This is a genomic window from Haliscomenobacter sp. (assembly GCF_033763495.1).
GTDB lineage: Bacteria > Bacteroidota > Bacteroidia > Chitinophagales > Saprospiraceae > Haliscomenobacter.
Map to the genome: position 1 here is coordinate 43,329 of NZ_JANRKL010000202.1, position 26,838 is coordinate 70,166.

Below are 26,838 nucleotides of genomic sequence, written 5' to 3' on the forward strand. Positions count from 1 at the left end.
CGAATAGCGAATAGCGAAAAATAATTCACCATTTGCCTTTCGCCATTAACTAATTTGACGAAACATTAAAGTTTGCCCATGGTTCAAGCTACTTTTCGATTTTCGCTATTCGCTTTTCGCTAAAATAAATATTCCACTGCTCCTAATCAAAGAACGTTGGTCGAGTAGGTGGTAAAAATAGGTTCCATTGCTCAAGGTTGGTTGGAGTTGAATCTGCTGTTTGATTGGTCCACTGGGTGCACTGATGCGTTCCAAAGCGACCATTTGTCCTTGTGTATCGTAAATCAGGATATCCCAATCAGCAGCTTCAGTTTTGTCAAATTCCAGGTAAAACTCACCAGGGCTGGGATTGGGGTACAATTTGGTTTGGACCTTCAGTTCTTTTACGTCCGGCAAATCCGTAACCAGGCCACGCACGGGGTTGATGCTACGGGTTACCCTGGCCAAGGTATCATTGCGCAGCGATGCACTCAAGATGGCTGAGGCAAAACGAGCGCCGTAAAAATTATAACTTGTATTTCGGCGCACTGCGTTTTGTTCCAAGTCCAATGCCCCTAACAAGAGGCCGGGAGCTGGCCCTCCAGAGAGATAGAAGCTATCCCTGGATACCTCAGCCGTTTCCACCAAAAGTACGGCAAAATCCAGCGCACTACCGCCCTTGGGATTGCGCATGCGCAAGGTACCCCAACCGATGGTAGAATCACGTTTGAATTCGTTGGTAACTACTTGACCAGGTGCCCGATTCAAACCCACCAATGCAACAGTCAATTGAAAATTGATCACATTCCGGTAATTCCAGGTCTGTTTGCTGGTAGAAGTCAAAGGGAATTTGTAGTAATAAAGTGGATTGTTCGTGTAATTGTCCACCTTGGGGAACAACACAACCGAGTCCGTTGCGAAACCCGTAAAACTCTGCAATGGAAAACGCCCCCCGGCAAAAATGGTGCCCTGGATGGAGTAACCATCGTCTCCGTAGCGCTCAAACTGGAAGTTGTTCGAAACACGAAATGGGCCAAAGCTGTAGGTGGCCGTATAGGCACCGGTTGAATTTGGAAAATCAAAGGGAATGGCCCAGGGTTCCAATACAGAAGTTACAAAACGACTGGGCGCCAGGGCTGAATCTTGCAGGCTTGAATAATCCCAGAATTGATTGTTTCCCCCTTTGGGTAGCAGGAGTCCCTTGCGCTGCATCGCCTGGGTGAGGATGGTATCTGCCCGATTGCTCGAAATCGTAAAATCATTGCGGGTCAGCGAGATTTGAGCCTGGGTGTTCCACAGAACAAAGAAAAAACAAAGGCTTAAGTAGAGTTTTTGGGTCATATTGGATGGTGTTAAACTTGATGGACGTATTCCTAGGTCCATCAAGTTGTTTTGGTTTGATGGATTATTTTGCATGAAAAACATAAAAATAGGGTTCATCCACATTTTCGTAAACCCCTTTCAATTTTACTTCCTTGCCCGCTTTTTGTAGTGCAGCCACCAAATCACTTTCAGTAGACACTCTACGCCCATTGACTTGGGTGATGATAAAATTGGGTTTGAGGTTGGTACGGTCGATGGTACTTCCCCGCAAAACACTGGTTACTTTCACCCCAGTTTCTATTTTCAGGATTTGGCGCTCCCGGGCATTCAACGGGCGGACTTCCATGCCGAGTTTTTGCAGGTACTTTAGGTCTTCCCCATTTACAATGCTGGTGCGGTTGCTGCGGTTTTTGAGGGTTACCCGGGCAACAGATTTTTTGCCATTGCGGACGTATTCCACTTTGAGCACATTGCCAGGAGAGTAGCGACCTACCTGTTCTTGTAATTCAGGCATAGTGGCCGTTTTTACCCCGTTGACCCGCAGAATGACGTCATTTCTGCGCAAGCCTGCATCGGCGGCGCCACTACCTGGGGTTACGCCAGTGATGTGCACGCCTTCTACCTGATTGAGCCCTAAGTCTTTGGCCAGTTCGCTATTGACATCTTCAATGCGAATGCCGATGAGCCCGCGTTGCACAATGCCGTAGTTTTTTAAATCCCCTATGACTTTGCGGGCCAGGTTGGCTGGGACCGCAAAAGAATAACCTTCGTATTGCCCGGATTGGGTTAAAATGGCGGTATTGATGCCGATCAGCGCTCCTTCAGTGTTGACTAGTGCGCCACCACTGTTGCCAGGATTTACTGCGGCATCGGTTTGAATAAAGGATTCAATTTTATCCTGGGCATCCAGCACATCAATGCTGCGTCCTTTGGCGCTGACGATACCAGCGGTCACCGTCGACTCTAGATCAAAAGGGTTTCCAACCGCCAGAACCCACTCACCCACCTGCACCGAATCGGAATTACCAAAGGTTAAAAAGGGCAGGTTGTCCGCTTCTACTTTGATTAGGGCCAAATCAGTGGAAGGGTCGCTGCCGATCAGGGTGGCTTTTAGTTCGCGATTGTTGCTGAACGACACACTGATTTTATCTCCATCGGCTACTACATGGTGATTGGTCACGATGTATCCATCCTTGGAAATGATTACGCCCGAACCGGAAGCGCCCCGCTGGTGGTAACGCTCCCGACCGAATAAATCATCAAAAGAAAGGCCATCCCTACCTCCACTACTTACACTTTGAATATTCACCACCCCCGGCGTAGCAATACCTGCTGCCTTGGTGAACTCGGTAGGCGCGGCAGAAAGGGCTCTGGTTGCATTACCCGTGGTAATCCCATCTTGGGCAACACTCCGTGAGAATATTGTGTCATTGGGTTCACGAATGATGACTTCCCGAGGTTTTTCCAGCAAACGATAAATGGCGACTGCCAACAATGCGCTACACAGTGAAGCCAGTACAGTCGGAAGATATTTTTTAAACATGTGGTGATTTTATTAGTGGCTATACTTCACAAAATCTAACATTTTAGCAACTTTTGCAACTTATAAAAAATAAATGTGCAACATGCAAGGCATTCCTTTCTACAAATACCAGGGGGCTGGAAATGATTTTATCATGATCGACCAGCGCAATCAACAGTGGATTGCCCGGGAAGACCAGGCTTTGGTTGAACAACTCTGTCATCGCCGCTTTGGTATTGGTGCCGATGGGCTGATTTTGTTGCAAAACCATCCAGACTACGACTTTGAAATGATCTACTTCAACGCCGACGGCCGGGAAGGCAGCATGTGTGGCAATGGTGGCCGTTGTACAGTAGCTTTTGCCCACCAGTTGGGGGCAATTGGGAATACCTGCCACTTCCTGGCGGTGGATGGCCCCCACGATGCCGTGATTAATAATCCGGAATGGGTGGAACTAAAAATGATCGATGTGACACATGTAGAAGAGGGCAGCGATTTTTACTTCCTCAATACAGGTTCACCTCACTATATTGCTTTTGTGGCAGAAGTAGGCGATATTGACGTGGTACAAGCGGGCCGGGCGATTCGTTACAACGATCGTTTTCGGGCTGAAGGCACCAATGTCAATTTTACCCAAATCACTGATGAAGGCCTGAGCATTGCGACCTACGAGCGAGGGGTTGAGGATGAAACGCTGGCTTGTGGCACGGGTGTAACCGCTGCGGCACTGGCTTACCATTTAAAACAGGGTGGTGCGCCAGGGCCAAATGAAGTGCCCATCAAAGTGAAGGGCGGCGAAATGGCAATCCGTTTTACGGCGACTGAGCAGGGATTTAGCAATGTGTGGTTGTGTGGTCCGGCAAAGCTGGTCTTTGCTGGCGAAATATAATCTACCTATTCCTTCAAAAATGAATGTTCCTGAAGTGTCTCTTAGATGTCTTAGATGGTGAAAAAATAAGCGGCGAAGCTGCTTCAAAAAAACTAATCTGTGGTTTTGTGGGTAATCGACAGATCTAAGACATCTAAGGGACACCTCAGGAATACTGTACATATGAAAACCTGACGAAGTCGGAAATTATTCTTTCTAAAAAACAAGACTATCCCCAAACCCTTTCCCCGTTGTACCCGTCTTATTTTGTCAAACAAAAGACTTTCGCGTTTTTGGGATGTATGGCAAAATATGCTATATTTGTGCCGCATCCCTCCGCAGTCATACTAATCACCAAATTCTATCCAATGCGGAACAAACTAGCTACCCTCATTACCTTCGCGAGTTTCCTGTTTAGCCTGACATGGCTGAACGCCCAAACGATTCGTGAAATTGAAATCAACCCAGCACAACCCGTTGCAGGTCAGCCTTTTACTGTAAAGCTTAAAGGGGATTTCCCCAACGCTTGTTATAGCCTGAGCTACCAGGGTGCAACGGTTTCGGCGAACAACAACCTCAATCTTTATTTCAATGTGATCCAAAGTGCGGGTCCTTGTGTACAGGCCATTACGCCCTTTACCTTCACCCGTACATTTCAGGGACTGAATTACCCTGGAAACTATTGCCTGAAGTTCTATGGGGGCCTAAATGTCAACACCACCGATAGCCAATGCTTCCAAGTACAAACAGCTCCTACACAGGGCACTATTTGTGACATCAATATTCCCAAGATTTTCTGTGGTAGCAACATCAGCAGCAACAACAATCTGGAACCAAACCGCCTCACTTTGTACAATTGTTCTGGTTACCAGTCTGATTTGTACAGTGGTGAAAAAGTATACCGCCTGGAGGTAACCGAATACACTGAGGTGCGTCTGGACATGAAAATTCTGGACAATTGGATTGATCTGGACATGTTCTTGATCAGAGATGTATGTGATTCTCAACATCCTTATTACAAGGTGGAGAAAACGGACTGTATCGCTCAAGCCTGGATACCCCAAGACAACCACAAGGAAAGAAAAATTGTGGCCAAGCTGGAAGCGGGAACGTATCTGATTGTCATCGACGGCCAAACCAACTATGACCGGGGTCGCTTTACACTGAATGTCGATTGTGACTTCCGCGACTTGTGTACAAAAGCGGTTTCAGTCAAATGTGGAGAAAAGTTACAAAACCAAAGCACCATTGGTGGGCGCAACGACGTGTGGAATTATTCCTGTGGTACCGGAGTGTTTGATGCGGAAGGCAATGACCGGGTCTACAAAATCAAGTTGGACAAGGCCAGCAAGTTGTTCGTAGAAATGAACATCCTCACTCCGGGTCAGGACATGTATTTGACTCTTGTAAAAGGTGAAATTTGTGACAATGTAAATCGCACCATCAATAAGGTTGAAGCTCCATTCTGTTTGGGACGCAGCCCGGAATTTGGAACGGGCAGCAATCGACGTACCATCCTGGAAGATTTACCTGCTGGCACTTATTACGTAGTTGTAGATGCACGCATGGCCATGACTCAGGGAAATTACCACATTAGCTTCAACTGTGATCCCGTGCCCTGCAACCTGAGTGTAGTGCCTAACGTACTGGATTTCACTGGAAATGGCGCCCCCCAAACCCTGACCATCAAAGCCTCAAAAGCCTGGAGTAGTGGCCCAACCATAAGTTGGGTGGAACTGTCGCCTCGCGCTGGAACCGGCAATGGCAGCACCAAAGTGAGTGTAATCCGGAAGGACGATCCCGGCAGCCGGCAGGAAATCCTCACCTTCACTTGTGGTAGCGAAACCCAAACCGTCCTGCTCACACAGGGAGGAGCTTGCGCTAAGCCCAATGCAAACTTTACTGTAAGCAAAAGTGGCAGCCGGATAATTGTAACTGCGCAAGCACAAGATAGCGCGACCTATACCTGGGACTTTGGCAGTGGCCTCGTTACCAGCGGAGCGGTGGACACCGTGAATTTACCCAATGGCCCACAGCGCATTTGCCTGACAGTAACCAGCCCCTGTGGCACTGCCAGCACTTGCCAATTGGTCAAAGTGCTTGGTTTCACAGGCGCTGAAATCTCGGTGATTGAACAACCTACACTCTTACAGCCTCGTTTGTATCCCAATCCTAGCCGGGGAGAAACTTTCCTGGAATATGAGTCGAATCAGCTTGGTCAAGCATTGATTCAGGTTTTCGACCTGAGTGGCCGCGAGGTAAGCAAAAGTTTATCGGTACCAATGGTGCAAGGAATCAATCAACACCGGCTCCAGGTAGATCAGTTCCAGAAAGGAGTGTACCTGGTAAGGGTAAAATTACCAAACTTGAGCTGGACGGAGAAGTTGATTGTGGAATAAAGCGATGAATAGTATCCTAAAGCCACATTTTTAGTAGCACAAAGTACACCAAGAAAACACAAAGGGCACAAAGCGACGTCAACGTCTAACTTTGTGCCCTTTGTGTTTTCTTGGTGTACTTTGTGCCAATAAGTCGCTTTGGAATAACTGGTGATGCACCTAGGTTTACTCCTCAATTCTTTTGTAATTATCAGCCAGCGTAGTATTCACATTGCAGAACAACGACAAAACAATCCAATATTGATCGCGAGTGCCCTTCGAGCGCAGCGCAATATTGTCTTTGTCGGTCAGTTGTAACAACATCAGAGTACGATCAGCATCAGCCATGTCTTCCTTTTTTTCAATGGGAATTTCGATACGGCCATTGCGAAAAATTCCGATATCGCTCATCGCACAGGATGGGCGCCCATCCTCCAGCGGATTGCCTGTAATCTCCACTTTTACCCGTTCCGGGCCAGCGTATTTGATGCTTACCTTTTTCCAAATGCCTTTATCTGGATAGTTGGCAGTCACAAAGGTGCCAAAGAGCTCTTGCATTTGTGCGGCTTTTTGGTAAGCTTCCTCTTTGGGTGGAGTTGCTACAGCAGTTTTCTCAGCCGCCAATTCTTCCTGAACAGCTTCTTTTACGTTCTTATCGTTTTTACAGGCGCTTAAAGCGGCCAGTAGGAGTAGACTGAAGGCAATTTTTTTGATCATAGGACTATCAGTTGGTTAGCGGGCAAAGGTAAAAAATAGACTTTAGGAATGGAAAAGAAATCTGGAGACAGATTGGATAGGGACAGTAAAAAAATAAGTGCTCATTTTGCCCCACTACATAGTCCCTAAAAAAAGTAAAGCCACAACCCGAAGATTGCAGCTTCCTTAACCTACATCAGATCGCAAGTTCTTTACATAGATTCCGGGAAAAAATTTCAAATCTGATGCCCCGAAAATGGAACCTATGTTTTACGCAATATGATTATTTGCGGATTGTTTTGACATAAGACTTGTCACCAACGCTAAGTACCACAGTGTACTCACCAACAGGTAACTTGCTCAGGTTGTAACGCTTTTCCACTTTGACTACGTTGCGTACCTCATCTTCGAAAACCAGTACTCCTTCAGCATCCTCAATTCTGAGTTTCAAGGTAGTCAGTTGGTTGTTCAAGAGGCTCACATCCAGCAATTGTCCGGTCGATCTAACCACAGGAGCAAAAAACAGCTTCCGGTCGTTGATGTTCAGGCTCAAACCAGTTCTGGTGATGGAGAGGGGTTGTTCGGTTTCACGAACTCCAGTATTTACAACCAGTTTGTAGTCACCTGTGGACAATTCGTTCAGGTTCAGTACCCGTGCGTATTCTGTGTTCGTAATTTCTTCTTCCAACAGAACCCCTTCCAGTGCACTCTCCAAGCGGATAGTGGTTGGAGTTTTAAGGTTCTTCAGTACCAGGCTTACTTTTTTCTCGCTACCAATTGTATTGATGGAGATAAAAGGATCCTCAATTTTGGCTTGCATGGCTAAAGGCAGTACGAACAAAACCGAAAGCAGTACAAGACGGGCGGTAGTTTTTAAAATGTCCTTCATAACAACAGTTTTTGTGTTTACTAAATGTTTGGGTTAAAATCGAAAAGTTGTGCTTGGGTGTTTACAATGACAAAATTACGCCACCACGGGTCGCTGCGCTACGCCAAAATTGATCTGTTTTGATGCTATTTTACCCCAACTATTGTCACCTCTATCTTTTATGGTTAATATTGGCGGTATTTTAGAATATAATTTTCCGTTTTGCCCAATTCAGCTATAAAAATTCATGCAAAATGGCCAGAAGCGATAAAAATTTTTTTTAGCTTAGTTTAAAAATAAAAAGAAGTCAGGAAAATGCCTGCTTTTGTAATAAAACAACACTTTTGGGAGAATTTAGAAGTTGCTTTGCTAAAAATTTCGTAAAGTTGAGGCTACCACGAGCGACTTAGACACACCATTGGCACACGCACACCATCACACACAAACACACACCCATTCTTGCGGTAGCCTCAACTTCTCAACCCTTTTACCACTTAACCAGCTTCCGTGTCGTGTTTTTTTGACCCGCACTAACCCGGAGCAGGTAATTCCCCGCTGGTAAATCAGCCAAGTCCAGGCGTTGTTGCGTTTTTCCTGCTCCTACTTGCCATTGGTATTGCCGAATCATCCGCCCAAAGAGGTCATGCACTTCCATGCGTAAAATTTGATTGTCTTCCAGTTCCAGTTCCACCAATGTTTGGTTGCCAAATGGGTTAGGATACACCTTTATATTGGCTTCGGGCCAGGCTTCATCCCGATTGCTGCTCAAAATTCGCTGACCGTTGGCAAACCAGGTTCCCAATATGTATCCCGACTTAAAGATGCTTGGGTCGCCATTAGGACTGAGCTTGTCTGCCTTAAGGGCGGTTATCGCAATCACATCGTCGCCGGAATTGCTCTTAGCATCAAAAATGATAAAGTCGTCTTTGGTTGCATAGTTGGGTGCCCCCAGCGTAGTGTTTTCAAATACAGTACCAATATCGCCCGTTTCAATATTAGTCGTCAGTACTTCATAGTCATCGGTATCATCCAACTGGCCATCGCCATTGTTGTCCAGCACGTAATCGAAAGACAATATATAAGGTGTGTTTTTGGAAAAACTGGGGTTGCCGATGTTTTCCCCCTCTTCTAAACCTGTGAATATTTTTTCGATTTTCCCATCGCCAAAGGTATTGGTCTTTTTATTCCAGGCATTCAGCAGCCCCATGTCCCAGTAATTATAGGTACCAAAACCACTCAGAGGCACTTCATTATTGGCATCGTAGACTACAGTTTCCCCGCTGAGGTCCCATTCCAGAGCGTCCCCTCCTACCACATCGCCAGTGGTCACCCCTTCAGTGTAGGAAGGATTGTACAATTTAAAATAGCGGGTATTGCTGCTGGTCCGAGTCAGGTCGATGATGCCAATTTCTCCCTTCCTACCAGTCACCAGGGCAGCCAGGCGCAAACCATCTTTAGATAAGGACACGTTTTCCCAAATCCGGTTGTTGCTGAGTGTTCCGGTATCATACATTGCTTTAGCCCAATCGAGTTCCAGGTATTTCAGCTGTTTGAGGCCATTGATGTAAATGACAAAGTCTCCGGCATCGGATACAGTGGGCTTGCGCAACACCCCATTGGCGATGGGTAATTCCAAAACGGTGGTTTTGTTGGTATTAAAAATGCCGATTCCACGGTAGTCAGCTTTTACGCCCATAATAAACTGAGTACCAGGGTTGAAACTCAGGTCCACTGGGGGTGCAGTCGGGGCACCTACGCGGATACCCACCGTTTCAAATGCAGACTCTGCTGCTTTGGCCACAGATTCGCCACCTTTTTCACGGGCAGCACGTACTACTGCCAGACGTGCATCCACAAAACGGGAGGAGCGGGTGAGGTAGTTGCTCAATGCCAGGTAATACACTTGTTCGGCCATTTCCTTGCCCACCTGGGTGGCAAAGAGGAAAAAAGCGCGATTCACGATGCCACTATTGATGTGTACCCCTCCGTTGTCTTCGGTACCAGTATACCGTTCCGAATACTTATCTGGCTGCCAGCCCTCGTCGTTTAAACTTGTTCCACCGTTGTGTGGATTGGATAAATCGCGCAAGGCACCAGTGGGAAAAGCGGTGGGTAATACCACATCTTCACCTATTTTCCAATCATCACGATCGATCATGGCACCAAATATATCGGCAAAGGACTCGTTGAGCGCACCGGGTTCATTTTCGTATTCCAGATTGGCGGTATGTTGAATGACTCCGTGAGTGATTTCGTGGCCAGCTACATCCAAGGCCCGAGCCAAGCTGCGAACTGAGGAGCCACCGTTGCCATAAAACATGGCGTCACCATTCCAGAAAGCATTTTCAAGTGAGGAGCCATCATCATCCGGCATATTGACATAAGAACGAATGGTGCCTTTTGTGCCGTTGATGGATTGGCGGCCGAAGGTATTCCGGTAATAATCGTACACTACACTGGAGTTGAAATGGGCACTCACTGCGTTAGCAGCAGCCCAGGTATTGTTGCTGCTGGTAAAAAAGTAAGCATCAAAACTACCGTCAGCTTTAAGGGTATTGCGCACATCCAGCGTGACAATAGCTCCTTTGGGCTCTTGTGGCAAATCAGAAGTAGTGGGACTGAACATGTCTTTGCTGGCATCCAGTAAAAAATAAGTGTTACCAATCAGGTAAGTATTAATGGTGCGTTCTACCCCCCCAAGGTCTTTGGCTTTGGCGGTAGCATTGCCGTCGAGCATGGGAAGTTTGGCGCTGGTTTGTACTTCAGCAATACTTTCATGAGTGTGGAAATGGGCAGGAGTGTTCGCTTTATTTGCGCCTTGGTGCTTCAATTTGCACAGGAGGGAGTAACTTTTCAATACTGCTCCACTTTCAGCATCCATAAAATAAGCCCAACGGGCGTGCAAATTGGGCGCAATTTCCAAATACCAACACAGTTTAGGTACATCTTGATCCGGACCGGTATGCAGAATGACCAATTGTTTTTTGGCGATTTGTTCACCCACCATATCTACTTCAGCGGCGGAAAGCGGGCGTAAGGTTTCTTTTTTTTGCACATCAGCCAAGGCTGCTTGAATGGCTTGAGGCGCGTCCACTGCAGGTTTTACCGAGCGCAGTGCCGGCGTGGGGAAGTAACGACCGTTGAAGAGGAGAATTTTACCATCCTTCTCGTGCAGCAGCACTTCAGCTCCATATACTTCAACCCCCTGAAACTGCTGTCGAAAACGTAGATGGTTTTGTCGTTGCTCATCCGTGGATTGGCTGACCAGCACAAATTCTTTCCCAGGGTTGGCAATGCGCAGGTCTTTGCTAAAGTGATCGAGGTACTGAATGGCCTTTTGACTATTGGGCGCGTCGCGCAACTCGGGCAAACCCTCTACCTCGCCTTCAATAAAAATGGGCAGGCTACTTTTTTCATCCCGTACCATCAGCGGGCCCGGAATGGGTTTGCGGAGGCTCAATTTAAGCTTAGGTAAATTACTGTAATTGATGCTGCTTTGATTAGAAGCGCTGTTGTTCTGCGCAAAACGCGGCAAAGCTTTGATTGGGATATGGGTATTTTGTTCCTTTGGACCAGTGCTGGTGCTGCGCTGGGGAATCGGTTTGAACTGGGCGTGTACTTGCAAAAACAGTACAGCGCATAAAAGTGTCAGGATTATTCTCATCATGGTGGATTTTGGAGAGGGAAAGTTAGGGGAAATAAATAAACATTAAAAGTGCCAGGATACAGCTTTACAGACATCAATCAAGCTGTCGTGGATGCACAAGATCGGTTTTTTTATTTATCCCCCCAATTCCCAACAAAATCACCAAAGCAATTTCACTCCGAACGTAAGGACTTCACTGGCTCCATCCGTGCGCTGCGCATGCTTTGTAAGGTCACCGTCACCAAGGCTACAGCAACAGCCAGCGCACCCGCCAAAAAAAATCCCCACCAGGGCACCGGGATGCGGTAGGCAAAATTGTGCAGCCATTGGGCGGCCCCCCACCAGGCCATCGGAATGGCAATTGCCGCTGCAATGAGGATCAGGCGTACAATTTCTTTAGACAATAAGGCAATGATGCTTTGGGTCGTGGCCCCCAAGACCTTGCGGATACCAATTTCTTTAGTCCGTCGTTCGGCTGTAAAGGCAGCAAGTCCCAACAAGCCCAAACAAGCCACTAATAAACTCAGTATGGTGAAAATGTTGAAAATGCGGCCAACACGCAGCTCAGCGCGGTACATCTCGTCAAAACGCTCATCCATAAACTGCCAGGAAAATGGTGCACCACCCGCCATTTTTTTCCACTCCCCCTCAATGCGGCTCAATGCTGCGGGCAAGTCGGTATTTGACAGTTTAATCGAGATGTTGCCAGCACTGCGCTCCAATTTTAAACACAAGGTCTCGATGTTTTGTCGCAGGGATTCATAGTGAAAATCTTTAACCACACCAATCACCGTGTACATTTTATTCAAGAGTTTGCCTTCCGCATCCACGTCACCATGAAAATAGAGGGTTTTTCCAAGTGGGTCCTCCTGACCAAAAAATCCTTTTGCCGCTTTTTCATTGAGGATTACATTGCTGGAATCGCCGGGCATTTCCGCAGAAAAGTTGCGTCCTTTGACAATTTCCATTCCCAGAGTAGGCACATAATCCTCGTCAACCTCCCATTGTTGCATGATTTGACAGGTTTCTTCCTGCAAACTGGGAGTAGAACAAACCGAACCATTAGAGCGACTGGACTCAATTGGCAAAAAACCACTCAGTGTAGCATTTTGTACAAAGGGTAAGTTTTTGAGGTTCTTTTTAAAGGCATCGAGGTTCTTATCAAGAGCATAGGCGTCGTTGACCACCAAAACCTGATCCCGGCTAAAACCCAGCTGTTTGTTTTGAATAAAGCTCAATTGCCCACGAATGACGATGGATGCAGAGATTAAAAAAATGGCGATTAAAAACTGGAATATGATCAACCCAGAACGCAAATTTCTGCCTTTCCCCGAATCAAAAAAGCGGCCTTTCAACACACGAATGGGTTGAAAACCGGATAGAAAAAGTGCTGGATAGGACCCGGACAGCAAACCGACCAAAATACCTCCCCCCATTACGGAAAGCCAAAACAGGGGGCTAGTCCAAGGGAAAAGGAATTTTTTACCCGCAATTTGTGCAAAAAACGGCAAGGCCACCCAACTCAGCAACAGTGCCAAAAAAAGGGCAAAAAAGGTCAAAACCATCGATTCACTCAAAAACTGCCCAACCAAAGCCGAACGTTGCGAGCCAACCACCTTACGTACTCCCACCTCCCGGGCCCGCAAGGTTGAGCGTGCGGTAGAGAGGTTCATAAAATTGACCACCGCAATCAAAAGCACAAACAAGGCAGCCATGCCAAAAATCCAGACGTACTGAATGTTGCCGTTGGCGGCTAGTTCTACATCCATATCTGACTTGAGGTGGATATCGCCCAAGGGTTGCAGGTGAAATTTGACCAAAGTGCCTCCTTTTTCCAATTCGGCATACGTTTTTCCCATCATCTGGGTCAATTGAGGGTCGATGTATTTTTTGAGCAGATGGGGAAACAATTTTGCTTCAAACGCGGCTGGATTTGCGTCTTTGCGCAAAATATAATAGGTATGAAAATTAAAACTCAACCACACCTGGTCCCGGGATTCTTCCAGGGTACTCATGGAACAGAAAAAATCCATCCTGAAATGGCTATTGGTGGGCATGTCCGCAAATACACCAGTTACATTGTACCTTGTTTTGTTGTCGAGGGTTAGGAATTTGCCGAGAGGGTTCTCTGATGGGAAGTATTTTTCGGCCATCGATTTGCTGATGATGATCGTTTGAGGAGCATTCAGGGCATGCTCAGGGTTGCCCTGCAGCATTTTCAGGCTAAAAACTTTGAATAAGGTGGAGTCTGCAAAAATGACGCGGTCTTCTTTGAAGTTTTGTACTTTACTTTTGATCAAAAAAGAGCCTTGTTGCCGAAAACGCACCGCTGTTTCTATTTCTGGAAAATCGGCCACCAAAGCTGCGGCCATTGGTGCTGGTGCTACCGCAAAACTGCTGTGCAAACCGCCAAATTTCACTTCACCTGCTACGCGATAAGTGCGATCGAATTTGTCGTTCCAGCGGTCGTAACTCAGTTCATCCACTACCCAAAGCAGGATCAGTAAACAAACAGCGATCCCGATGGCCAGACCCATGATGTTGATAAAGCTGAAGGTTTTGTGTTTGCGCAGGTTGCGCAGGGCAATCGTCAGGTAATTGTGCAGCATGGCAATTCGCTTTTGGTAGTAGATGAATAGAGACGAGCTTTGCCCCTATGGGAGTTACACAATTTTGAGGAAAACTCTGTTTTGTTACGCTTCGTGCAGTTTTTTATTTGAACCACCTTAGACAGCTTAGGGCACCTTAGAAATCCTGAGGTGCCCTAAGCTGTCTAAGGTGTTCAAATAAAATCCACTTTGTTCTCAGAAAATACTTTTTTTGTGCAGACTTCTAATTCATAATCTATGCGTACCCTGTTACTCCTCTTCTTGCCGCTACTTTTTATATCTTTTGTTCAAGGACAGAGTATTGATAAAAAAGAATTGGGCCGCAGGCTCGATGCCCTATTAGAATCCCGCATCAAAACCAATGAACCCGGCGGTAGTTTTTTGATCCAACAAGGCAAAAAGGTTCTTTACGCCAAATCATTTGGTTTGGCTGACCTCAAAACTGGTGAAAAATTCAGCGCAAATACTTTAGCCAACGTGGGTTCAATCTCCAAAACCTTCGTCGCTTATGGCATATTGCTTTTGGAAAAAGAAGGTAAACTATCTATCGAAGATCCCATCCTGAAATACTTTCCCGATTTTGAACACCCGGAAGTGGTCAAAAAAATCACCATTCGGCATCTGCTAACCCACTCTTCAGGCTTACCTGACAACCGAAACGTAGACAAAGACAGCGTTTTCTACCTTACTGCAAAAGATTTGGAAAATTTTGCACCGTTAAAAAGAACGAATTCCTTACATTTCGAGCCTGGAAGCCGTTTTGAGTACTCCAACCCAGCTTTTAACGGTTTGGCATTGATCATTGAACAAGTCAGCGGCCAAAAGTGGCAGCAGTTTATTGGGGAAAGAATTTTTAAACCAGCGGGTATGCAGCGGAGTGTGATCACCGATGGTGCATTCCCGGAAAGTGGTGTTTCACACGGCTATCGTTTTTACCAAAACCGTTTTGATGAATACGATTATGGCGAGTACCCCACTTTTTGTGCAGCAGGAAATGGTGGAGTGTGGTCTTCAGTCAAGGAACTGCATAAGTACCTTGAGGCAGTCAAAGCCTGTACTTTTGCGGACTGTGCTACCATCCAAAAATCCCAAACAGTATGGAAATCGCCTACCTGGAATAGCGCCGATCCTCCATTTTTGGGTTTGTCCTGGTTTGTAGAAGAGAACCCACAAGGGGTGGCCAATAAAAGTATCGGCCATACCGGGAGCCAGGGAGGCTTTATGGCCCACTTGATTTGGTTTCCTGAACGCGATTTGAGCATCATTTGGCTGGCCAATGATTCAGAATTTTACACTACAGCAATTCTGGAGGCACTCGATTTGGCCAAAGCTGTTCATCGCCCTTGATTCGTTAACTATTAAACAAACAAAATAACGTATGAGTCAATTTGCTACACTGGATTGGGTGGTCATTGGTGCCTACTTTGTACTGCTGCTAGGGATTGCAGTTTGGGTAATGACGCGGAAAACCGACACCACCGAGGATTATTTTCTGGCTGGAAGGAATGTGGGTTGGTTCGTCATCGGAGCTTCCATTTTTGCTTCAAACATCGGATCAGAACACGTAGTGGGTTTAGCCGGGGCTGGGGCTGGTGGCAAAATCCCGATGTTGATTTACGAACTACACGCCTGGCTGGTAGTTACGATGGGTTGGGTATTTTTACCCTTTTATATCCGCAGTGGTATTTTCACCACCCCTGAGTTTTTGGAAAAACGCTTCAATGCTCAAACGCGCTGGTTTTTGAGTATTTTCTCTCTGCTTGCTTATGTACTGACCAAAGTTTCGGTAACCGTGTACGCCGGGGGGATCGTGATTTCCTCTTTGTTGCACATCGATTTTTGGTTCGGAGCCTTGCTGACCGTGGTACTGACCGGAGCTTACACTGTAATTGGCGGGATGCGGGCAGTGGTTTATACCGAGGCAATGCAAACCGTGGTGTTGGTTTTGGGTGCTGCTACACTGACCATTGTAGGGTTGAACGCAGTAGGTGGTTGGAGTGGCATGAAGGCTTCTCTGGAGCCTGGCTACCTCAACATGTGGCGCCCAGCGAGTGATCCTGATTTCCCCTGGCCCAGTCTGGTGATTACGAGTACCATCGTAGGTACCTGGTACTGGTGTACCGACCAATACATCATTCAACGGGGTTTGGCGGCTAAAAACATCACCATTGGCCGTCGGGGTGCTATTTTTGGTGGCTTTTTGAAGTTGACTCCGGTGTTTTTGTTCCTCATCCCGGGTGTGGTTGCATTAGCCCTCAAAAACCGGGGCGAACTGCAATGGGATTCAGCAGATCAAGCTTTTGCTACTTTGTTGATGGAAAAAACACCAGTTGGTTTGCGAGGCCTGGTCGCCGCTGGTTTGTTGGCAGCCTTGATGAGTTCGCTGGCTTCGGTGTTTAACTCTTGTTCCACGCTGTTTACAGTAGACATCTACAAAAAACTGCGCCCAGACGCGCCGGAAAAACAACTCCTGGGAGTAGGTCGTTATGCCACAGCAGTGGTTGTCATCCTGGGGATTTTGTGGATTCCCATCATGCAAAACATCTCTGGCGTATTGTACGAATACCTGCAATCGGTGCAATCTTACATTGCCCCACCAATTACAGCTGTATTCCTGTTGGGTATTTTTTCAAAACGCATCAATAGCAAAGGCGCGATGGCTACTTTGATTTCGGGTTTGGGGGTTGCTTTGTTGCGCTTGGTGCTGGAATTGAGTAGAGACTCTCTGACTCCAGGTAGTCTGCTGCACAGCTTTGGCGCGATGAACTTCCTCACTTTTGCAGCCTGGTTCTTCTTGTTTTCCGTGTTGGTTTGTGTTACCGTGAGCTTGCTCACACCTCCACCCGCGCCTGAGAGCATTACCGGGCTTACCTACGGTACCATGACGGATCAACAAAAAGCGGACAACCGTACTAGTTATAGCATCTGGGACGTGGTGATGTCGGTAGTAGTGGTAGGGATTGTAGTGTTTGTCATGATTAGTTTTAGGGGATAATTTAAGTGAAAAGTGAAAAGTGAAAAGTGAAAAGTGAAAAATAATTCACCAGTTGTTTTTCAACTGTGTTCCTTGTTTTTTTTACCCAAGTTTGGAAAGGGTTGAAATGCCTTCCTAACTTTTCACTTTTCACTTTTCACTTTTCACTTTTCACTTTTCACTTTTCACTTTTCACTTATTTGCTGTATTTGCTAAAAAACGGCCACAACAACTCCGTAGCTGCAATTGGGTAATTATCTCCATTGGGATACTCATGAGTCATGTCTTTGAACTCATGAATGTAATACACGTTGGTGTTACCTTTGGTGGGTGTATTAAAGGTCCAAAAGGCCGCATTGGCGGTTTCCTTCAAAGTGTTGGCATAAGTCAGGCCAAAAGCATTACATATCGTGCTCGTAGACAATTTCATCCCTCCAAGGTTCATTAGTGCTGCACCCATGGGTAAAGGCTGACCGTTGTTCAAGGGAAAAAAACGATCGTCTAGGTTTCCAAAACCGTGATAAATTGGAATGAGTGATAGGGGCACCTTGTTTTGATTGGTAAAAATGGTACCAAAAGGTGCTACCGCCGCAATTACATCCGAAGCTTCTACCGCTAATCGGAAAGTAAACTGCCCACCATTGGAAAAGCCGCTCACATAAACCCGTTTGGGATCAATGGGGTATTTGGTTTGTAAGAACTTCAGCATTTCCCGGAAAAACTTCACATCATCGTACAACTTTTGACCAGGACAAGCAATGGAATCCAGGTCAAAGTGGTTCCATTTCGTGGTTGTGGATTTCACACCATCCTCCGTGATGCAATAGGAAAGCGATGAAGGGAATATGGCGTAAAATTTCTCCTTTGCCGCTTTTTCTTTCCAGCCAGAAATGTTGTAAAACTTCTCTCCATTTCCAGAAGTGCCATGCAACATAAACACCACTGGAACGGGGGAGCTCACTTGAATCCCAGCGGGTTGAAACACGATGAATTCGCGGTCCCTTCCATCTACGTTCAGGGTATGATCGATGCGTTTTTGAGCAGTCAACTCATTGCCCCCCGGGTCTACTAGTTCTTCATTATCACAGGCGTTGAAGAGACACAGGGCGCAGAACAGCGACAACAGTTTTGAGGTGATTTTCCAATTCTTTTTCATAATCTTGAGGTGTTTTTTGGTATTTAGATACCTCAAAATTAGTCCAGTTCCCAACGCATGTCCTCACCCTAATGGGTGATTTGAAGCACCAAAAGCGTTAAAGAAATGTTTCCAAAAGTAAAGATTTGCTGTATTTCCAGCCTCGCAGAAGCCAAATTGGCCATTGAGTATGGCGCATCGGCCTTGGGCCTGGTTGCCAAAATGCCCAGTGGCCCTGGCCCCATCAGTGATGAACTCATTCAGGAAATTGCAGCCAGCGTGCCTCCTCCCATTGCCAGTTTTTTGCTCACCAGCCGCACCAATGCAACGGATATTGCCGCACATCAGCAGGCAGTGGGAACCAATACAGTGCAGATTGTAGATGCTTTGAGTGAAGGGTCTTACGCCGATTTGCGACTGTCCTTACCCGGCATTTCGATTGTGCAGGTGATTCACGTCATCGATGAGCGGAGTGTGGAAGAGGCCCTGCAAATTGCGCCACAAGTGGATGCCCTTTTGCTGGATTCTGGGAACCCTAATTTGGCCGTAAAGGAATTGGGCGGAACTGGGCGGGTACACAATTGGTCACTGAGTCGCCAAATCGTAGAACAAGCGCCCAAACCCGTTTTTTTGGCTGGAGGCCTCAAAGCGGAAAATGTACGTGCGGCGATGGATGCGGTGCAGCCCTGGGGACTCGATTTGTGCAGTAGCGTGCGGACAAATGGGAATTTGGATCCAGTGAAATTGGAAGCCTTTTTTAAGGCGGTATATGGATAAAATAAAAAAGTCCATGCCCCAAAATGGTGACATGGACTCCCTGTTTTCGAAGCGAAAACTCGGACTCGATTAATACCGATAGTACTCGGGCTTAAACGGACCTTGTTTTTCAACGCCGATGTATTCAGCCTGTTCGGTTGTCAGTTCTTCCAGTTCAACCCCAATCTTGGCCAGGTGCAGGCGTGCTACTTCCTCATCCAATTCTTTGGGCAGCATGTATACTTTGTTTTCGTACTTGTCACCTTTGGTGTACAGCTCCAATTGAGCCAATACCTGGTTGGTGAAAGAGTTAGACATTACAAAAGATGGGTGACCAGTAGCACAACCCAGGTTAACCAGGCGACCTTCAGCCAACAACAAGATGTCATTGCCATCGATGTTGTACAAATCTACCTGAGGCTTGATGGTATCTTTGGTGTGACCGTAGTTGTCTTTCAACCAGGCTACGTCGATTTCGTTGTCGAAGTGGCCGATGTTGCACACGATGGTTTTGTCTTTCATCACTTTGAAGTGCTCAGGACCAACGATGCGGCAGTTGCCCGTGGCAGTAACCACGATGTCGGCGCGAGGAATCGCATTGATCATCTTCTTCACTTCAAATCCATCCATGGCCGCTTGCAGCGCACAAATTGGGTCGATTTCAGAAACGATCACCCGGCAACCTGCACCACGCAGAGAAGCAGCAGAACCTTTACCTACGTCACCGTAACCAGCCACTACAGCTACTTTACCAGCCATCATGATGTCGGTGGCACGGCGGATAGCGTCCACCAAAGATTCTTTACAGCCGTATTTGTTGTCAAACTTAGACTTGGTAACAGAGTCGTTCACGTTGATGGCAGGTACTGGCAGAGTGCCTTTGGCTACACGCTCGTACAAACGGTGCACACCAGTAGTGGTTTCTTCGGAAATACCACCGAGGTCTTTCACCAGTTCGGGGAATTTGTCCAGAACGATATTCGTCAGGTCGCCACCATCATCCAGGATCATATTGAGCCCTTGTCCGTCTTCAAAAGCGTACAAAGTTTGCTCTACACACCATTCGTATTCTTCTTCAGTCATTCCTTTCCAGGCAAAAACGGGAATTCCGGCTGCAGCAATTGCGGCAGCAGCGTGGTCTTGGGTCGAAAAGATGTTACAAGAAGACCAGGTCACTTCTGCGCCCAGCTCCTTGAGGGTTTCAATCAGAACAGCCGTTTGAATGGTCATATGCAAGCACCCGGCAATGCGTGCACCCTTTAATGGCTTGGATTGGCCATACTTCTCACGAAGCGCCATCAAACCTGGCATTTCTGCTTCTGCAAGAGTGATTTCCTTGCGCCCCCATTCGGCAAGTGCAATGTCTTTTACTTTGTACTTCAATTGAGTTGCTACCGACATGTGTATGTACTTTTATTAATTTTTTGATTTCGCGGGGCAAAGATAGCTAGTTTTTATAAAAATAACCGCCAAAAGATCAGGGTGCTAATAATTCTTTCAGCCACAGGCCGTTCTCCAGGCGGTACCTTACCCTATCGTGCAAGCGGCTGCGCCTACCTTGCCAAAATTCAATCAAATCTGGTCGGATCAAATATCCGCCCCAATGAGGTGGCAGGGGCAGTACCTCTTCACTGGCGTATTGCTGACTCAAGCGTTCCATCTCAGCATCCAACACAGCTCGGTCGGTAATGATTTTACTCTGGGGCGATGCCCAAGCACCTATTTGACTGCCTTTAGGCCTACTTTGAAAGTATGCTCGAGAGGTTTCTTCACTTACTTTCTCAATTTTGCCTTCAATCCGTACCTGACGTTCCAGATCGTACCAAAAGAAATTCATCGCAGCATAAGGATGAGCCAATAGTTCCTCCGCTTTGGCGCTGCTGTAATTGGTGTAAAAAACAAACCCATTCTGATCAAAACCTTTGAGCAAAACCACTCTGGCTCGGGGCCTCCCTTCAGCATTGGTAGTTGCGAGGGTAAAGGCATTGGGTTCTTTTACTTCGGCCCGGATGGCATCGGCAAACCAGTGCTCAAATTGATGAATAGGGTCAGCTGCTGTATCAGCGATATCGAGTGTGGCAGCGGTGTATTCCTGCCGTAAGTCAGCTACATTTTTTATCATGACAGAATAGTTGTTGTTAAAAAGAACCCAGTAAAGATCATACTACTGGACGTTTTGCTCGGAGGACATCAATAGCCCCCGGCTTTAGCCTGGGGTAGGCGTAATACCCTCCGATCGGGCTTTAGCCCAATGTCATTGACTTAAGATTTTTGGATTAAATTTAACATTGTGCTCTTGCCTCAGAACCCCCAGCCCCTAAAGGGGAGCCCAGCCTACGTTAGCTTAAGATTTACTCCTTTTGTAACTGGAGGCCAAAATTTTAAACATACGTAAAATGTACTCCCCTTTAGGGGTTGGCAGACTTCAGCACAATTTTGCACTGAATGCACCTTTTTTCTTAAGTCAATGACATCGGGCTTTAGCCCTCGTTTGAAATCAAGGCTTGGCTAAAGCCGAATCAATAGGGTGTTTCAATACCCCTAGGCTAATGAAGTTTTTTGAAATAACCGTTCTTAGACCCTGGCGATTGAATTGCCTCCAGCTTTAGCTGGTGGATCAATGGCCAGAACTTGAATGGGCTTTAGCCCAAAACTCAATTTTGTACATAGGGCTAAAGCCCAAAACTAGAGACTACTGCTTATCCACCAGCTAAAGCTGGAGGCAATTCATGCGCTTCGAGTCTAGAATTTGAGATCGGTTATTTCAAAAAACTTCATAAGCCAGGGGCTATTGATGTCCTCTGCGTCTGAAAAACAAAAATGCCCTTTAGTGGAACAAAAATACACATTCAAAGTCTCCAGGGAGGTCAATTTTCCACTTCTAGACATTGATTTTTGTCAAAAAAGCCGCCCAGTCCTCCGGCGTATCCAGATCCAACGCCCCTTCCGGAAAATCGAGAACAACTGCCTGATCCCGGTATTTTTCAATCAACTTTTTTGCTCCTTGCGCCCCATGTAATGCAGCCAATTCGGCAAAAAGGGTACTGGTGAACAAAGCTGGCACACCCAAAGTATCCGTGTATCCGGAAACCACCAGGGGGGCCTGGGTCCTTGCCTGCAATTCCACCAAGGCATACAATGTATTTGCTTCCAACAAAGGCTGGTCCCCAACCAGAATCAATACCTGTTGAATTGTAGGGGCTTGTTCCAATAAAAAAACCAAACCTGTCGCAATGGAGCTCCCCATCCCGCTAGGCCAGTCTGGATTAAATACTTTCAAAGCTTCTGAGTCCAAAAGTTCGGGTTCAATTAGTTCCCGATTGGCCCCCAAAACCACCACAAGGGGGCGAAAAGTTGTACCCAAGGCCGTTTTTACAGCCCTTTCAATCAGACTTTCCCCCGCAATACGCAGCAATTGTTTGGCTTGGCCCATCCGGGTTGAAGCTCCAGCGGCGAGGATTATGATGCCCGTTGTATCGTCAGCCTTTTCCATGCAAATGAATTAAATATGTGGTCTTCACCTTAGTTCAACGCTTTTTTGCGTTATTTGGGGTAAATATTAACCCTGCTCAATATGTTGCGGTTTTCAATGCTTTTACTTTGTTGCGCTTTTGTACTCCTACAAAGCATTCATGCCCAGGACCCGGCCCTGCGTTATGAAGATTTTGTGTACCAACCCCACATCAAATCGGTCAAATTTACACAAAAAGGACTCTACCTTAGTCAGCCCATTCTGGTATTGGATGGAACCGACCTTCTGGAGCTGGAGTTTGACGACATGGAAGCGGACAATAAGTCCTACTACTATCGCGTCATTCAATGCGACATCAACTGGAAACCCACTCCCCTCTCTGAGTTGGATTACATTGATGGATACGCCAATGATCTGCTGCGGGAGTACCACAACTCTTTTAAAGCGACGACTTCTTTTTCGCATTACCGCCTCATTTTACCCAATGAGAATACCCGCATTACCCGCTCAGGCAACTACATTTTACAGGTGTACGAAAGCCTCAATAAAGAAGTAACGGTATTGACACGGCGTTTTATCGTGTTGGAAAACAAGGTTTTTATCAACGCCAAGCTGGTTCCCCCTGCAGCAGTGGGCAAATTTAAAACCCATCAGGAAATCGATTTTGAAGTAAGTGTTAACAAATTGCCTATTGGCAATATGCAGCAGGAAATCAAGGCTACCATTTTGCAAAACAACCGCTGGGACAATGCGGTAATCGGGGTCATCCCCAATTTTAACCGGGGCAATAACCTGGTATGGGATTACCAAGACAAGGTCGTTTTTCCGGCAGGAAAGGAGTTTCGTTGGTTGGACATGCGCAGTTTGTTCATCTATGGTTCTCAAATTGCCACCATCAACCGCGTCAACAATCGGTATGAAATCATCATGAAAGAGGATCAGGTTTTTGAAAGTTCACAGTACTTCCAAATTTTTGACCTCAATGGTGATTATGTCATTGGCAACGCTGACCAACGCGGCATGCGCCTCGACGAGAACCTGCAACGCCGCAGCAACCAGGTGGAAGGAGCCAAGCCAAGCCCTGCGGACTGGAGGGATTTGGCCCAAAACGATGCCAACCACTTCAACAACGCGGTGGGTAGTGATTATGCGGAGGTGCAGTTTTCACTGAGCATGAATGAACCCATCGAAAATCAGGATGTTTACCTCGTTGGTCGATTCAACGATTGGCAAATGATGCCCCAGTACAAAATGACATTTGACGAGGTGCAACAGGCTTATACCGTACGTACCCCCCTGAAACAGGGTTATTACAACTATGCTTACGCGACCAAACCACGCAATGTCAATACTGCTCCAGCGAGCCTCAGCCCAATCGACGGCGATTGGTGGGAAACCGAAAATGTGTACACTATAATCATCTATTACCGACCTTTTGGCGAGCGCTACGATCGGGTCATTGGAATGGGCCAAGTGCAGTCCGGCATTCGCTAATCTAGAATAACCGCCTTTTTATATAAAAATTTCTACCTTTCGCGGGTGCTTTTCTAGTATTGCATTGTGTTAAATTTTTTAAGAAAAGCATCATGTCAAACTTCGCCAAACTGAGCTTGGGTGGAATCCTGGGATTGCTACTGTGTACGGGTCTAAACGCGCAACAGCGCTGGAGCCTACAACAGTGTGTGGAATATGCCACCAAAAACAGCATTTCCATCAAACAAGCCCAAAACCAAATCAATACTGCTGCACTTGCACTCAAGCAAAACCAGGCCAACCGACTACCTCAAGTCAATGCCTCGGTCAGTGGCGGGATTCAGTTCGGTCGCACCATCGACCCTACCACCAACTCCTTTAACTCCCAAAACATTACCAGTAACAGTTTGTCCCTTTCGGGCGGCATTCCTGTTTATAGTGGTGGGCAAATCAAAAACAGCATTACCCAAAGCCGCATTGACATGGAGGCCATCCGTTACGATGCTGCTACCACAGCCAATACATTGGCGCTGAACGTAGCTGCTAATTACCTCAATGTGCTGCTGGCGGAGGAACAATTGGCCATTGCCAAGACTCAACTGGATCAATCGCGCTTACAATTGGCGCAAACCGAAAAGTTGATCGAAGCAGGTTCCCGCCCACGTAATGAGCGCCTGGATGCACTATCGCAGGTTGCATTGAATGAACAAACAGTTGTTGATGCTGAAAACCAGGTGACACTCCGTTACCTCGCCCTCAAACAATTGATGCTGCTCGATCCTGCTCAGGAATTATTGATCGAGCGCCCGGAAATTACCATTCCAGCCAACGCCAACCCCGATGCTTTTGTTATTGAAGACATTTACAATGGCGCCTTGGGCACTCAACCTCAAATCTTGGCGGGACAAAAACGCCGCGAAAGTGCCCTGATTGGTATTGATTTGGCTAAAGCAGGGATGTTGCCCTCTTTATCCCTTTTTGGTAACCTGAACTCTTACGCTTCCAGCCGCGCCTACAATTACAGCTTCCAAAGCCAAAGGATCAGCCAGACCGCCTTTTTTAACGGCCAACCCGTTTCCTTTGAAATTGAGTCCCAAATTCCAGTTCAATTGGGCAAACAAGCCTGGACGGACCAGATCAATCAAAACTTTGGTCAAAGTATCGGGATGCAATTGTCCATTCCCATTTTTAACAACAACCGCAACCGCATCAATATGGAGCGGGCTAAGATCAACGTTGCTGGTGTTGACCTGAACAATGAGCAAGCCAAACAACAGTTGAAAACCGACATCCAAACGGCCATTGCCAATGCCCGCGCTGCTCGTCGGTCTTACATCGCAGCCCAAGCAGCTGAGGAAGCCTCCAAACTGGCTTTTGAGAATGCTCAACAGCGCTTCGACATCGGTGCAGCCAATCAACTGGACTTCAACACTGCTCGCAACAACCTGTCCCGGGCCCAGATGGACCTGACCCGTGCCAAGTTTCAATACATCTTCAATCTCAAGCAGGTTGAATTCTACCAAGGCCGTCAAATCACCCTGAACTAAGTCAACCCACGGTTTTAACCGAGGGAGCCACCAAAAAACACAACCCACGAATTTATTCGTGGGACTAAAAAACAACCCATGGCTTTAGCCGTGGGACAAGCACAACATCCTCAACAACGAAAAATCATGGCAAAGAAAAAACGCAATAATTGGCTCATCTACGGATTACTCGCCCTCCTGGTCGTTCTGGTAGTTGTTGCCGCCATCCAAGCCCGCAATAAGCCCAAAGGCGAAAAAGTAACCGCCGAAAAAGCCGAACTACGCACCATCAAGGAAGTGGTAGCCGCCAGCGGCAAGGTTTTTCCACAAACGGAAGTAAAAATCAGTTCCGACGTTTCAGGGGAAATTGTAGAATTGTTTGTCAAAGAAGGTGACTCGGTGCGCGTAGGTCAGGTTTTGGCCCGCATTGACGCCGATGTATATCAATCTCAGGTAGAACAAGGCATGGCCTCACTCAATCAGGCCAAAGCACAAGAAGCCAACGCGCGGGCCCAGATTGAAAGCCAACGTGGCCAAAGGGAGCAAATCCTGGCCAATCTGGAAAATGCAAGAGAAATCCACAAACGCAATGAAAAATTGTACAAAAATGGGGTCATCTCTGAAGCTGATTTCCAGGCTTCCCTATCCAATATGCGTGCTTTGGAAGCCAACCTAAAAGCTTCTGACGCTGGTATCAAATCAGCACAGGAAAGTGCCAATGGTGCCCGGTTTTCGATTCAAAGCTCGGAAGCAACCCTCAAACAACTGCGCACCAGCCTCAAGCGAACCACCATTTATTCTCCTACCAATGGCATCATCTCAATGTTGAATGTGGAAAAAGGCGAACGGGTGGTAGGTACCATTCAAATGGCAGGTACCGAAATGATGCGCATTGCCAACCTGAACAACATGGAGGTGCGGGTGGATGTGACCGAAAACGATATTCCCCGGGTAAAACTGGGCGATATGGTTGATGTTGAGGTGGATGCCTACATTGGTCGTAAGTTTGTAGGCCGGGTAACCGAAATTGCCAACTCTTCCTCCAACTCCGCCGCTGCCGCCTTGACGAGTGATCAAATCACCAACTTTGAAGTGCGCATTGGCATTGATCCAAGTTCGTATAAAGATTTGGTTGAACCCCGCAAGCGTTACCCATTCCGTCCAGGTATGTCCGCTTCGGTAGAGATCAACACCATGACCAAAAATAATGTGCTGACCATCCCAATTCAAGCGGTAACCACCCGTGAAAAGGATGAAAACAAAAGCAAAGCCAAAGTGGTACGCAATAGCAGCGGCGAGGATGAAGTGATTGAGGACATTACAGAAGATGACCTCAAGGAAGTAGTTTTTGTCATTGGCAAAGGAGATTCGGTGAGCATCGCTGAAATCAAAACCGGTATTCAGGATGACAACTACATCGAAGTATTATCCGGTATTAAAAAAGGCGACGAGGTAGTCTCTGGACCTTATTCCGTTGTAGCCCGCAAACTCAAAAAAGGAGATGTGGTGCGCAAGGTAAAAGAGGATGAGCTCTTCTCGGATGGGAAGAAGAAGAAAGACGAATAAATTCTTAAGTTAAGAAGGTTGAAAAGTTGAAGTGTTGAAAAGTTGCT

At 46.8% G+C, this 26,838-nt stretch carries 18 protein-coding genes; 8 read left to right on the forward strand and 10 right to left on the reverse strand.

Annotated elements, in window-relative coordinates:
• Positions 1-105: 105 nt before the first annotated feature.
• Both SFV55_RS23375 and SFV55_RS23380 read right to left on the reverse strand, forming a co-directional pair.
• Entirely contained in the window at positions 106-1,320 is a 1,215-nt protein-coding gene (locus SFV55_RS23375) for a T9SS type A sorting domain-containing protein (RefSeq protein WP_320031983.1), read from the reverse strand.
• Positions 1,321-1,384: 64 nt separating this feature from the next.
• Positions 1,385-2,845: a trypsin-like peptidase domain-containing protein gene (locus tag SFV55_RS23380; RefSeq protein ID WP_320031984.1), complete on the reverse strand. Its 1,461-nt coding sequence runs from the start codon at positions 2,843-2,845 to the stop codon at positions 1,385-1,387.
• 82 nt (positions 2,846-2,927) lie between these two features.
• On the opposite strand from SFV55_RS23380, the gene dapF reads away from it, so the two are divergent.
• Together dapF and SFV55_RS23390 are read left to right on the forward strand one after the other, a co-directional pair.
• On the forward strand, positions 2,928-3,713 hold the full coding sequence (dapF, locus tag SFV55_RS23385) for a diaminopimelate epimerase (RefSeq protein WP_320031985.1): 786 nt from the start codon (positions 2,928-2,930) through the stop codon (positions 3,711-3,713).
• A gap of 347 nt (positions 3,714-4,060) precedes the next feature.
• A complete protein-coding gene (locus SFV55_RS23390; RefSeq protein WP_320031986.1) occupies positions 4,061-6,091 on the forward strand; it encodes a T9SS type A sorting domain-containing protein in 2,031 nt (676 codons plus the stop codon).
• Between the two features lie 165 nt (positions 6,092-6,256).
• On the opposite strand, the gene SFV55_RS23395 is transcribed toward SFV55_RS23390, so the two are convergent.
• From SFV55_RS23395 to SFV55_RS23410, 4 genes are all read right to left on the reverse strand, one after another.
• Entirely contained in the window at positions 6,257-6,787 is a 531-nt protein-coding gene (locus SFV55_RS23395) for a hypothetical protein (RefSeq protein WP_320031987.1), read from the reverse strand.
• Positions 6,788-7,049: 262 nt separating this feature from the next.
• Positions 7,050-7,655 (reverse strand): hypothetical protein, encoded by a 606-nt coding sequence (locus tag SFV55_RS23400; RefSeq protein WP_320031988.1) that lies wholly within the window; start codon positions 7,653-7,655, stop codon positions 7,050-7,052.
• 466 nt (positions 7,656-8,121) lie between these two features.
• The gene (locus SFV55_RS23405) at positions 8,122-11,298 is read right to left on the reverse strand and encodes a M4 family metallopeptidase (protein ID WP_320031989.1); all 3,177 of its coding nucleotides are present in this window, start codon (positions 11,296-11,298) and stop codon (positions 8,122-8,124) included.
• 155 nt (positions 11,299-11,453) lie between these two features.
• Complete coding sequence (locus SFV55_RS23410; protein ID WP_320031990.1) at positions 11,454-13,889, reverse strand: ABC transporter permease; 2,436 nt, start codon at positions 13,887-13,889, stop codon at positions 11,454-11,456.
• Positions 13,890-14,126: 237 nt separating this feature from the next.
• Here SFV55_RS23410 and SFV55_RS23415 point away from each other — a divergent pair, with 237 nt between their 5' ends.
• Complete coding sequence (locus SFV55_RS23415; protein ID WP_320031991.1) at positions 14,127-15,236, forward strand: serine hydrolase domain-containing protein; 1,110 nt, start codon at positions 14,127-14,129, stop codon at positions 15,234-15,236.
• A gap of 31 nt (positions 15,237-15,267) precedes the next feature.
• A complete protein-coding gene (locus SFV55_RS23420) occupies positions 15,268-16,884 on the forward strand; it encodes a sodium:solute symporter (RefSeq protein WP_320031992.1) in 1,617 nt (538 codons plus the stop codon).
• 175 nt (positions 16,885-17,059) lie between these two features.
• Here SFV55_RS23420 and SFV55_RS23425 read toward each other — a convergent pair whose 3' ends face one another.
• Positions 17,060-18,019 carry an alpha/beta hydrolase family esterase gene (locus tag SFV55_RS23425; RefSeq protein WP_320031993.1) on the reverse strand — a complete coding sequence of 320 codons (960 nt, stop codon included), beginning with the start codon at positions 18,017-18,019 and terminating at the stop codon, positions 17,060-17,062.
• A 105-nt stretch (positions 18,020-18,124) separates the two neighbouring features.
• On the opposite strand from SFV55_RS23425, the gene SFV55_RS23430 reads away from it, so the two are divergent.
• Entirely contained in the window at positions 18,125-18,775 is a 651-nt protein-coding gene (locus SFV55_RS23430) for a phosphoribosylanthranilate isomerase (RefSeq protein ID WP_320031994.1), read from the forward strand.
• 69 nt (positions 18,776-18,844) lie between these two features.
• Here SFV55_RS23430 and ahcY read toward each other — a convergent pair whose 3' ends face one another.
• From ahcY to SFV55_RS23445, 3 genes are all read right to left on the reverse strand, one after another.
• On the reverse strand, positions 18,845-20,155 hold the full coding sequence (ahcY, locus tag SFV55_RS23435) for an adenosylhomocysteinase (protein ID WP_320031995.1): 1,311 nt from the start codon (positions 20,153-20,155) through the stop codon (positions 18,845-18,847).
• Positions 20,156-20,231: 76 nt separating this feature from the next.
• Positions 20,232-20,876 carry a pyridoxamine 5'-phosphate oxidase gene (gene pdxH / locus SFV55_RS23440; protein WP_320031996.1) on the reverse strand — a complete coding sequence of 215 codons (645 nt, stop codon included), beginning with the start codon at positions 20,874-20,876 and terminating at the stop codon, positions 20,232-20,234.
• A 759-nt stretch (positions 20,877-21,635) separates the two neighbouring features.
• The gene (locus SFV55_RS23445; protein ID WP_320031997.1) at positions 21,636-22,247 is read right to left on the reverse strand and encodes a nucleotidyltransferase family protein; all 612 of its coding nucleotides are present in this window, start codon (positions 22,245-22,247) and stop codon (positions 21,636-21,638) included.
• Between the two features lie 81 nt (positions 22,248-22,328).
• Between SFV55_RS23445 and SFV55_RS23450 the strand changes: the two genes are divergently transcribed.
• From SFV55_RS23450 to SFV55_RS23460, 3 genes are all read left to right on the forward strand, one after another.
• Entirely contained in the window at positions 22,329-23,720 is a 1,392-nt protein-coding gene (locus SFV55_RS23450) for a type IX secretion system plug protein domain-containing protein (protein ID WP_320031998.1), read from the forward strand.
• Positions 23,721-23,812: 92 nt separating this feature from the next.
• Positions 23,813-25,246 carry a TolC family protein gene (locus SFV55_RS23455; RefSeq protein ID WP_320031999.1) on the forward strand — a complete coding sequence of 478 codons (1,434 nt, stop codon included), beginning with the start codon at positions 23,813-23,815 and terminating at the stop codon, positions 25,244-25,246.
• A gap of 126 nt (positions 25,247-25,372) precedes the next feature.
• Entirely contained in the window at positions 25,373-26,791 is a 1,419-nt protein-coding gene (locus tag SFV55_RS23460) for an efflux RND transporter periplasmic adaptor subunit (RefSeq protein WP_320032000.1), read from the forward strand.
• The last annotated feature ends 47 nt before the right edge of the window (positions 26,792-26,838 follow it).

What these genes read in the sequence shown, in the direction of transcription:
- SFV55_RS23400 (WP_320031988.1), bottom strand. Translation starts at nt 7,655, where the DNA reads ATGAAGGACATTTTAAAAACTACCGCCCGTCTTGTACTGCTTTCGGTT.
- SFV55_RS23445 (WP_320031997.1), bottom strand. Translation starts at nt 22,247, where the DNA reads ATGGAAAAGGCTGACGATACAACGGGCATCATAATCCTCGCCGCTGGA.
- SFV55_RS23455 (WP_320031999.1), top strand. Translation starts at nt 23,813, where the DNA reads ATGTCAAACTTCGCCAAACTGAGCTTGGGTGGAATCCTGGGATTGCTA.
- SFV55_RS23395 (WP_320031987.1), bottom strand. Translation starts at nt 6,787, where the DNA reads ATGATCAAAAAAATTGCCTTCAGTCTACTCCTACTGGCCGCTTTAAGC.
- SFV55_RS23410 (WP_320031990.1), bottom strand. Translation starts at nt 13,889, where the DNA reads ATGCTGCACAATTACCTGACGATTGCCCTGCGCAACCTGCGCAAACAC.
- SFV55_RS23390 (WP_320031986.1), top strand. Translation starts at nt 4,061, where the DNA reads ATGCGGAACAAACTAGCTACCCTCATTACCTTCGCGAGTTTCCTGTTT.
- SFV55_RS23375 (WP_320031983.1), bottom strand. Translation starts at nt 1,320, where the DNA reads ATGACCCAAAAACTCTACTTAAGCCTTTGTTTTTTCTTTGTTCTGTGG.
- ahcY (WP_320031995.1), bottom strand. Translation starts at nt 20,155, where the DNA reads ATGTCGGTAGCAACTCAATTGAAGTACAAAGTAAAAGACATTGCACTT.
- SFV55_RS23425 (WP_320031993.1), bottom strand. Translation starts at nt 18,019, where the DNA reads ATGAAAAAGAATTGGAAAATCACCTCAAAACTGTTGTCGCTGTTCTGC.
- SFV55_RS23430 (WP_320031994.1), top strand. Translation starts at nt 18,125, where the DNA reads ATGTTTCCAAAAGTAAAGATTTGCTGTATTTCCAGCCTCGCAGAAGCC.
- SFV55_RS23415 (WP_320031991.1), top strand. Translation starts at nt 14,127, where the DNA reads ATGCGTACCCTGTTACTCCTCTTCTTGCCGCTACTTTTTATATCTTTT.
- SFV55_RS23450 (WP_320031998.1), top strand. Translation starts at nt 22,329, where the DNA reads ATGTTGCGGTTTTCAATGCTTTTACTTTGTTGCGCTTTTGTACTCCTA.
- SFV55_RS23460 (WP_320032000.1), top strand. Translation starts at nt 25,373, where the DNA reads ATGGCAAAGAAAAAACGCAATAATTGGCTCATCTACGGATTACTCGCC.
- SFV55_RS23405 (WP_320031989.1), bottom strand. Translation starts at nt 11,298, where the DNA reads ATGAGAATAATCCTGACACTTTTATGCGCTGTACTGTTTTTGCAAGTA.
- SFV55_RS23380 (WP_320031984.1), bottom strand. Translation starts at nt 2,845, where the DNA reads ATGTTTAAAAAATATCTTCCGACTGTACTGGCTTCACTGTGTAGCGCA.
- dapF (WP_320031985.1), top strand. Translation starts at nt 2,928, where the DNA reads ATGCAAGGCATTCCTTTCTACAAATACCAGGGGGCTGGAAATGATTTT.
- pdxH (WP_320031996.1), bottom strand. Translation starts at nt 20,876, where the DNA reads ATGATAAAAAATGTAGCTGACTTACGGCAGGAATACACCGCTGCCACA.
- SFV55_RS23420 (WP_320031992.1), top strand. Translation starts at nt 15,268, where the DNA reads ATGAGTCAATTTGCTACACTGGATTGGGTGGTCATTGGTGCCTACTTT.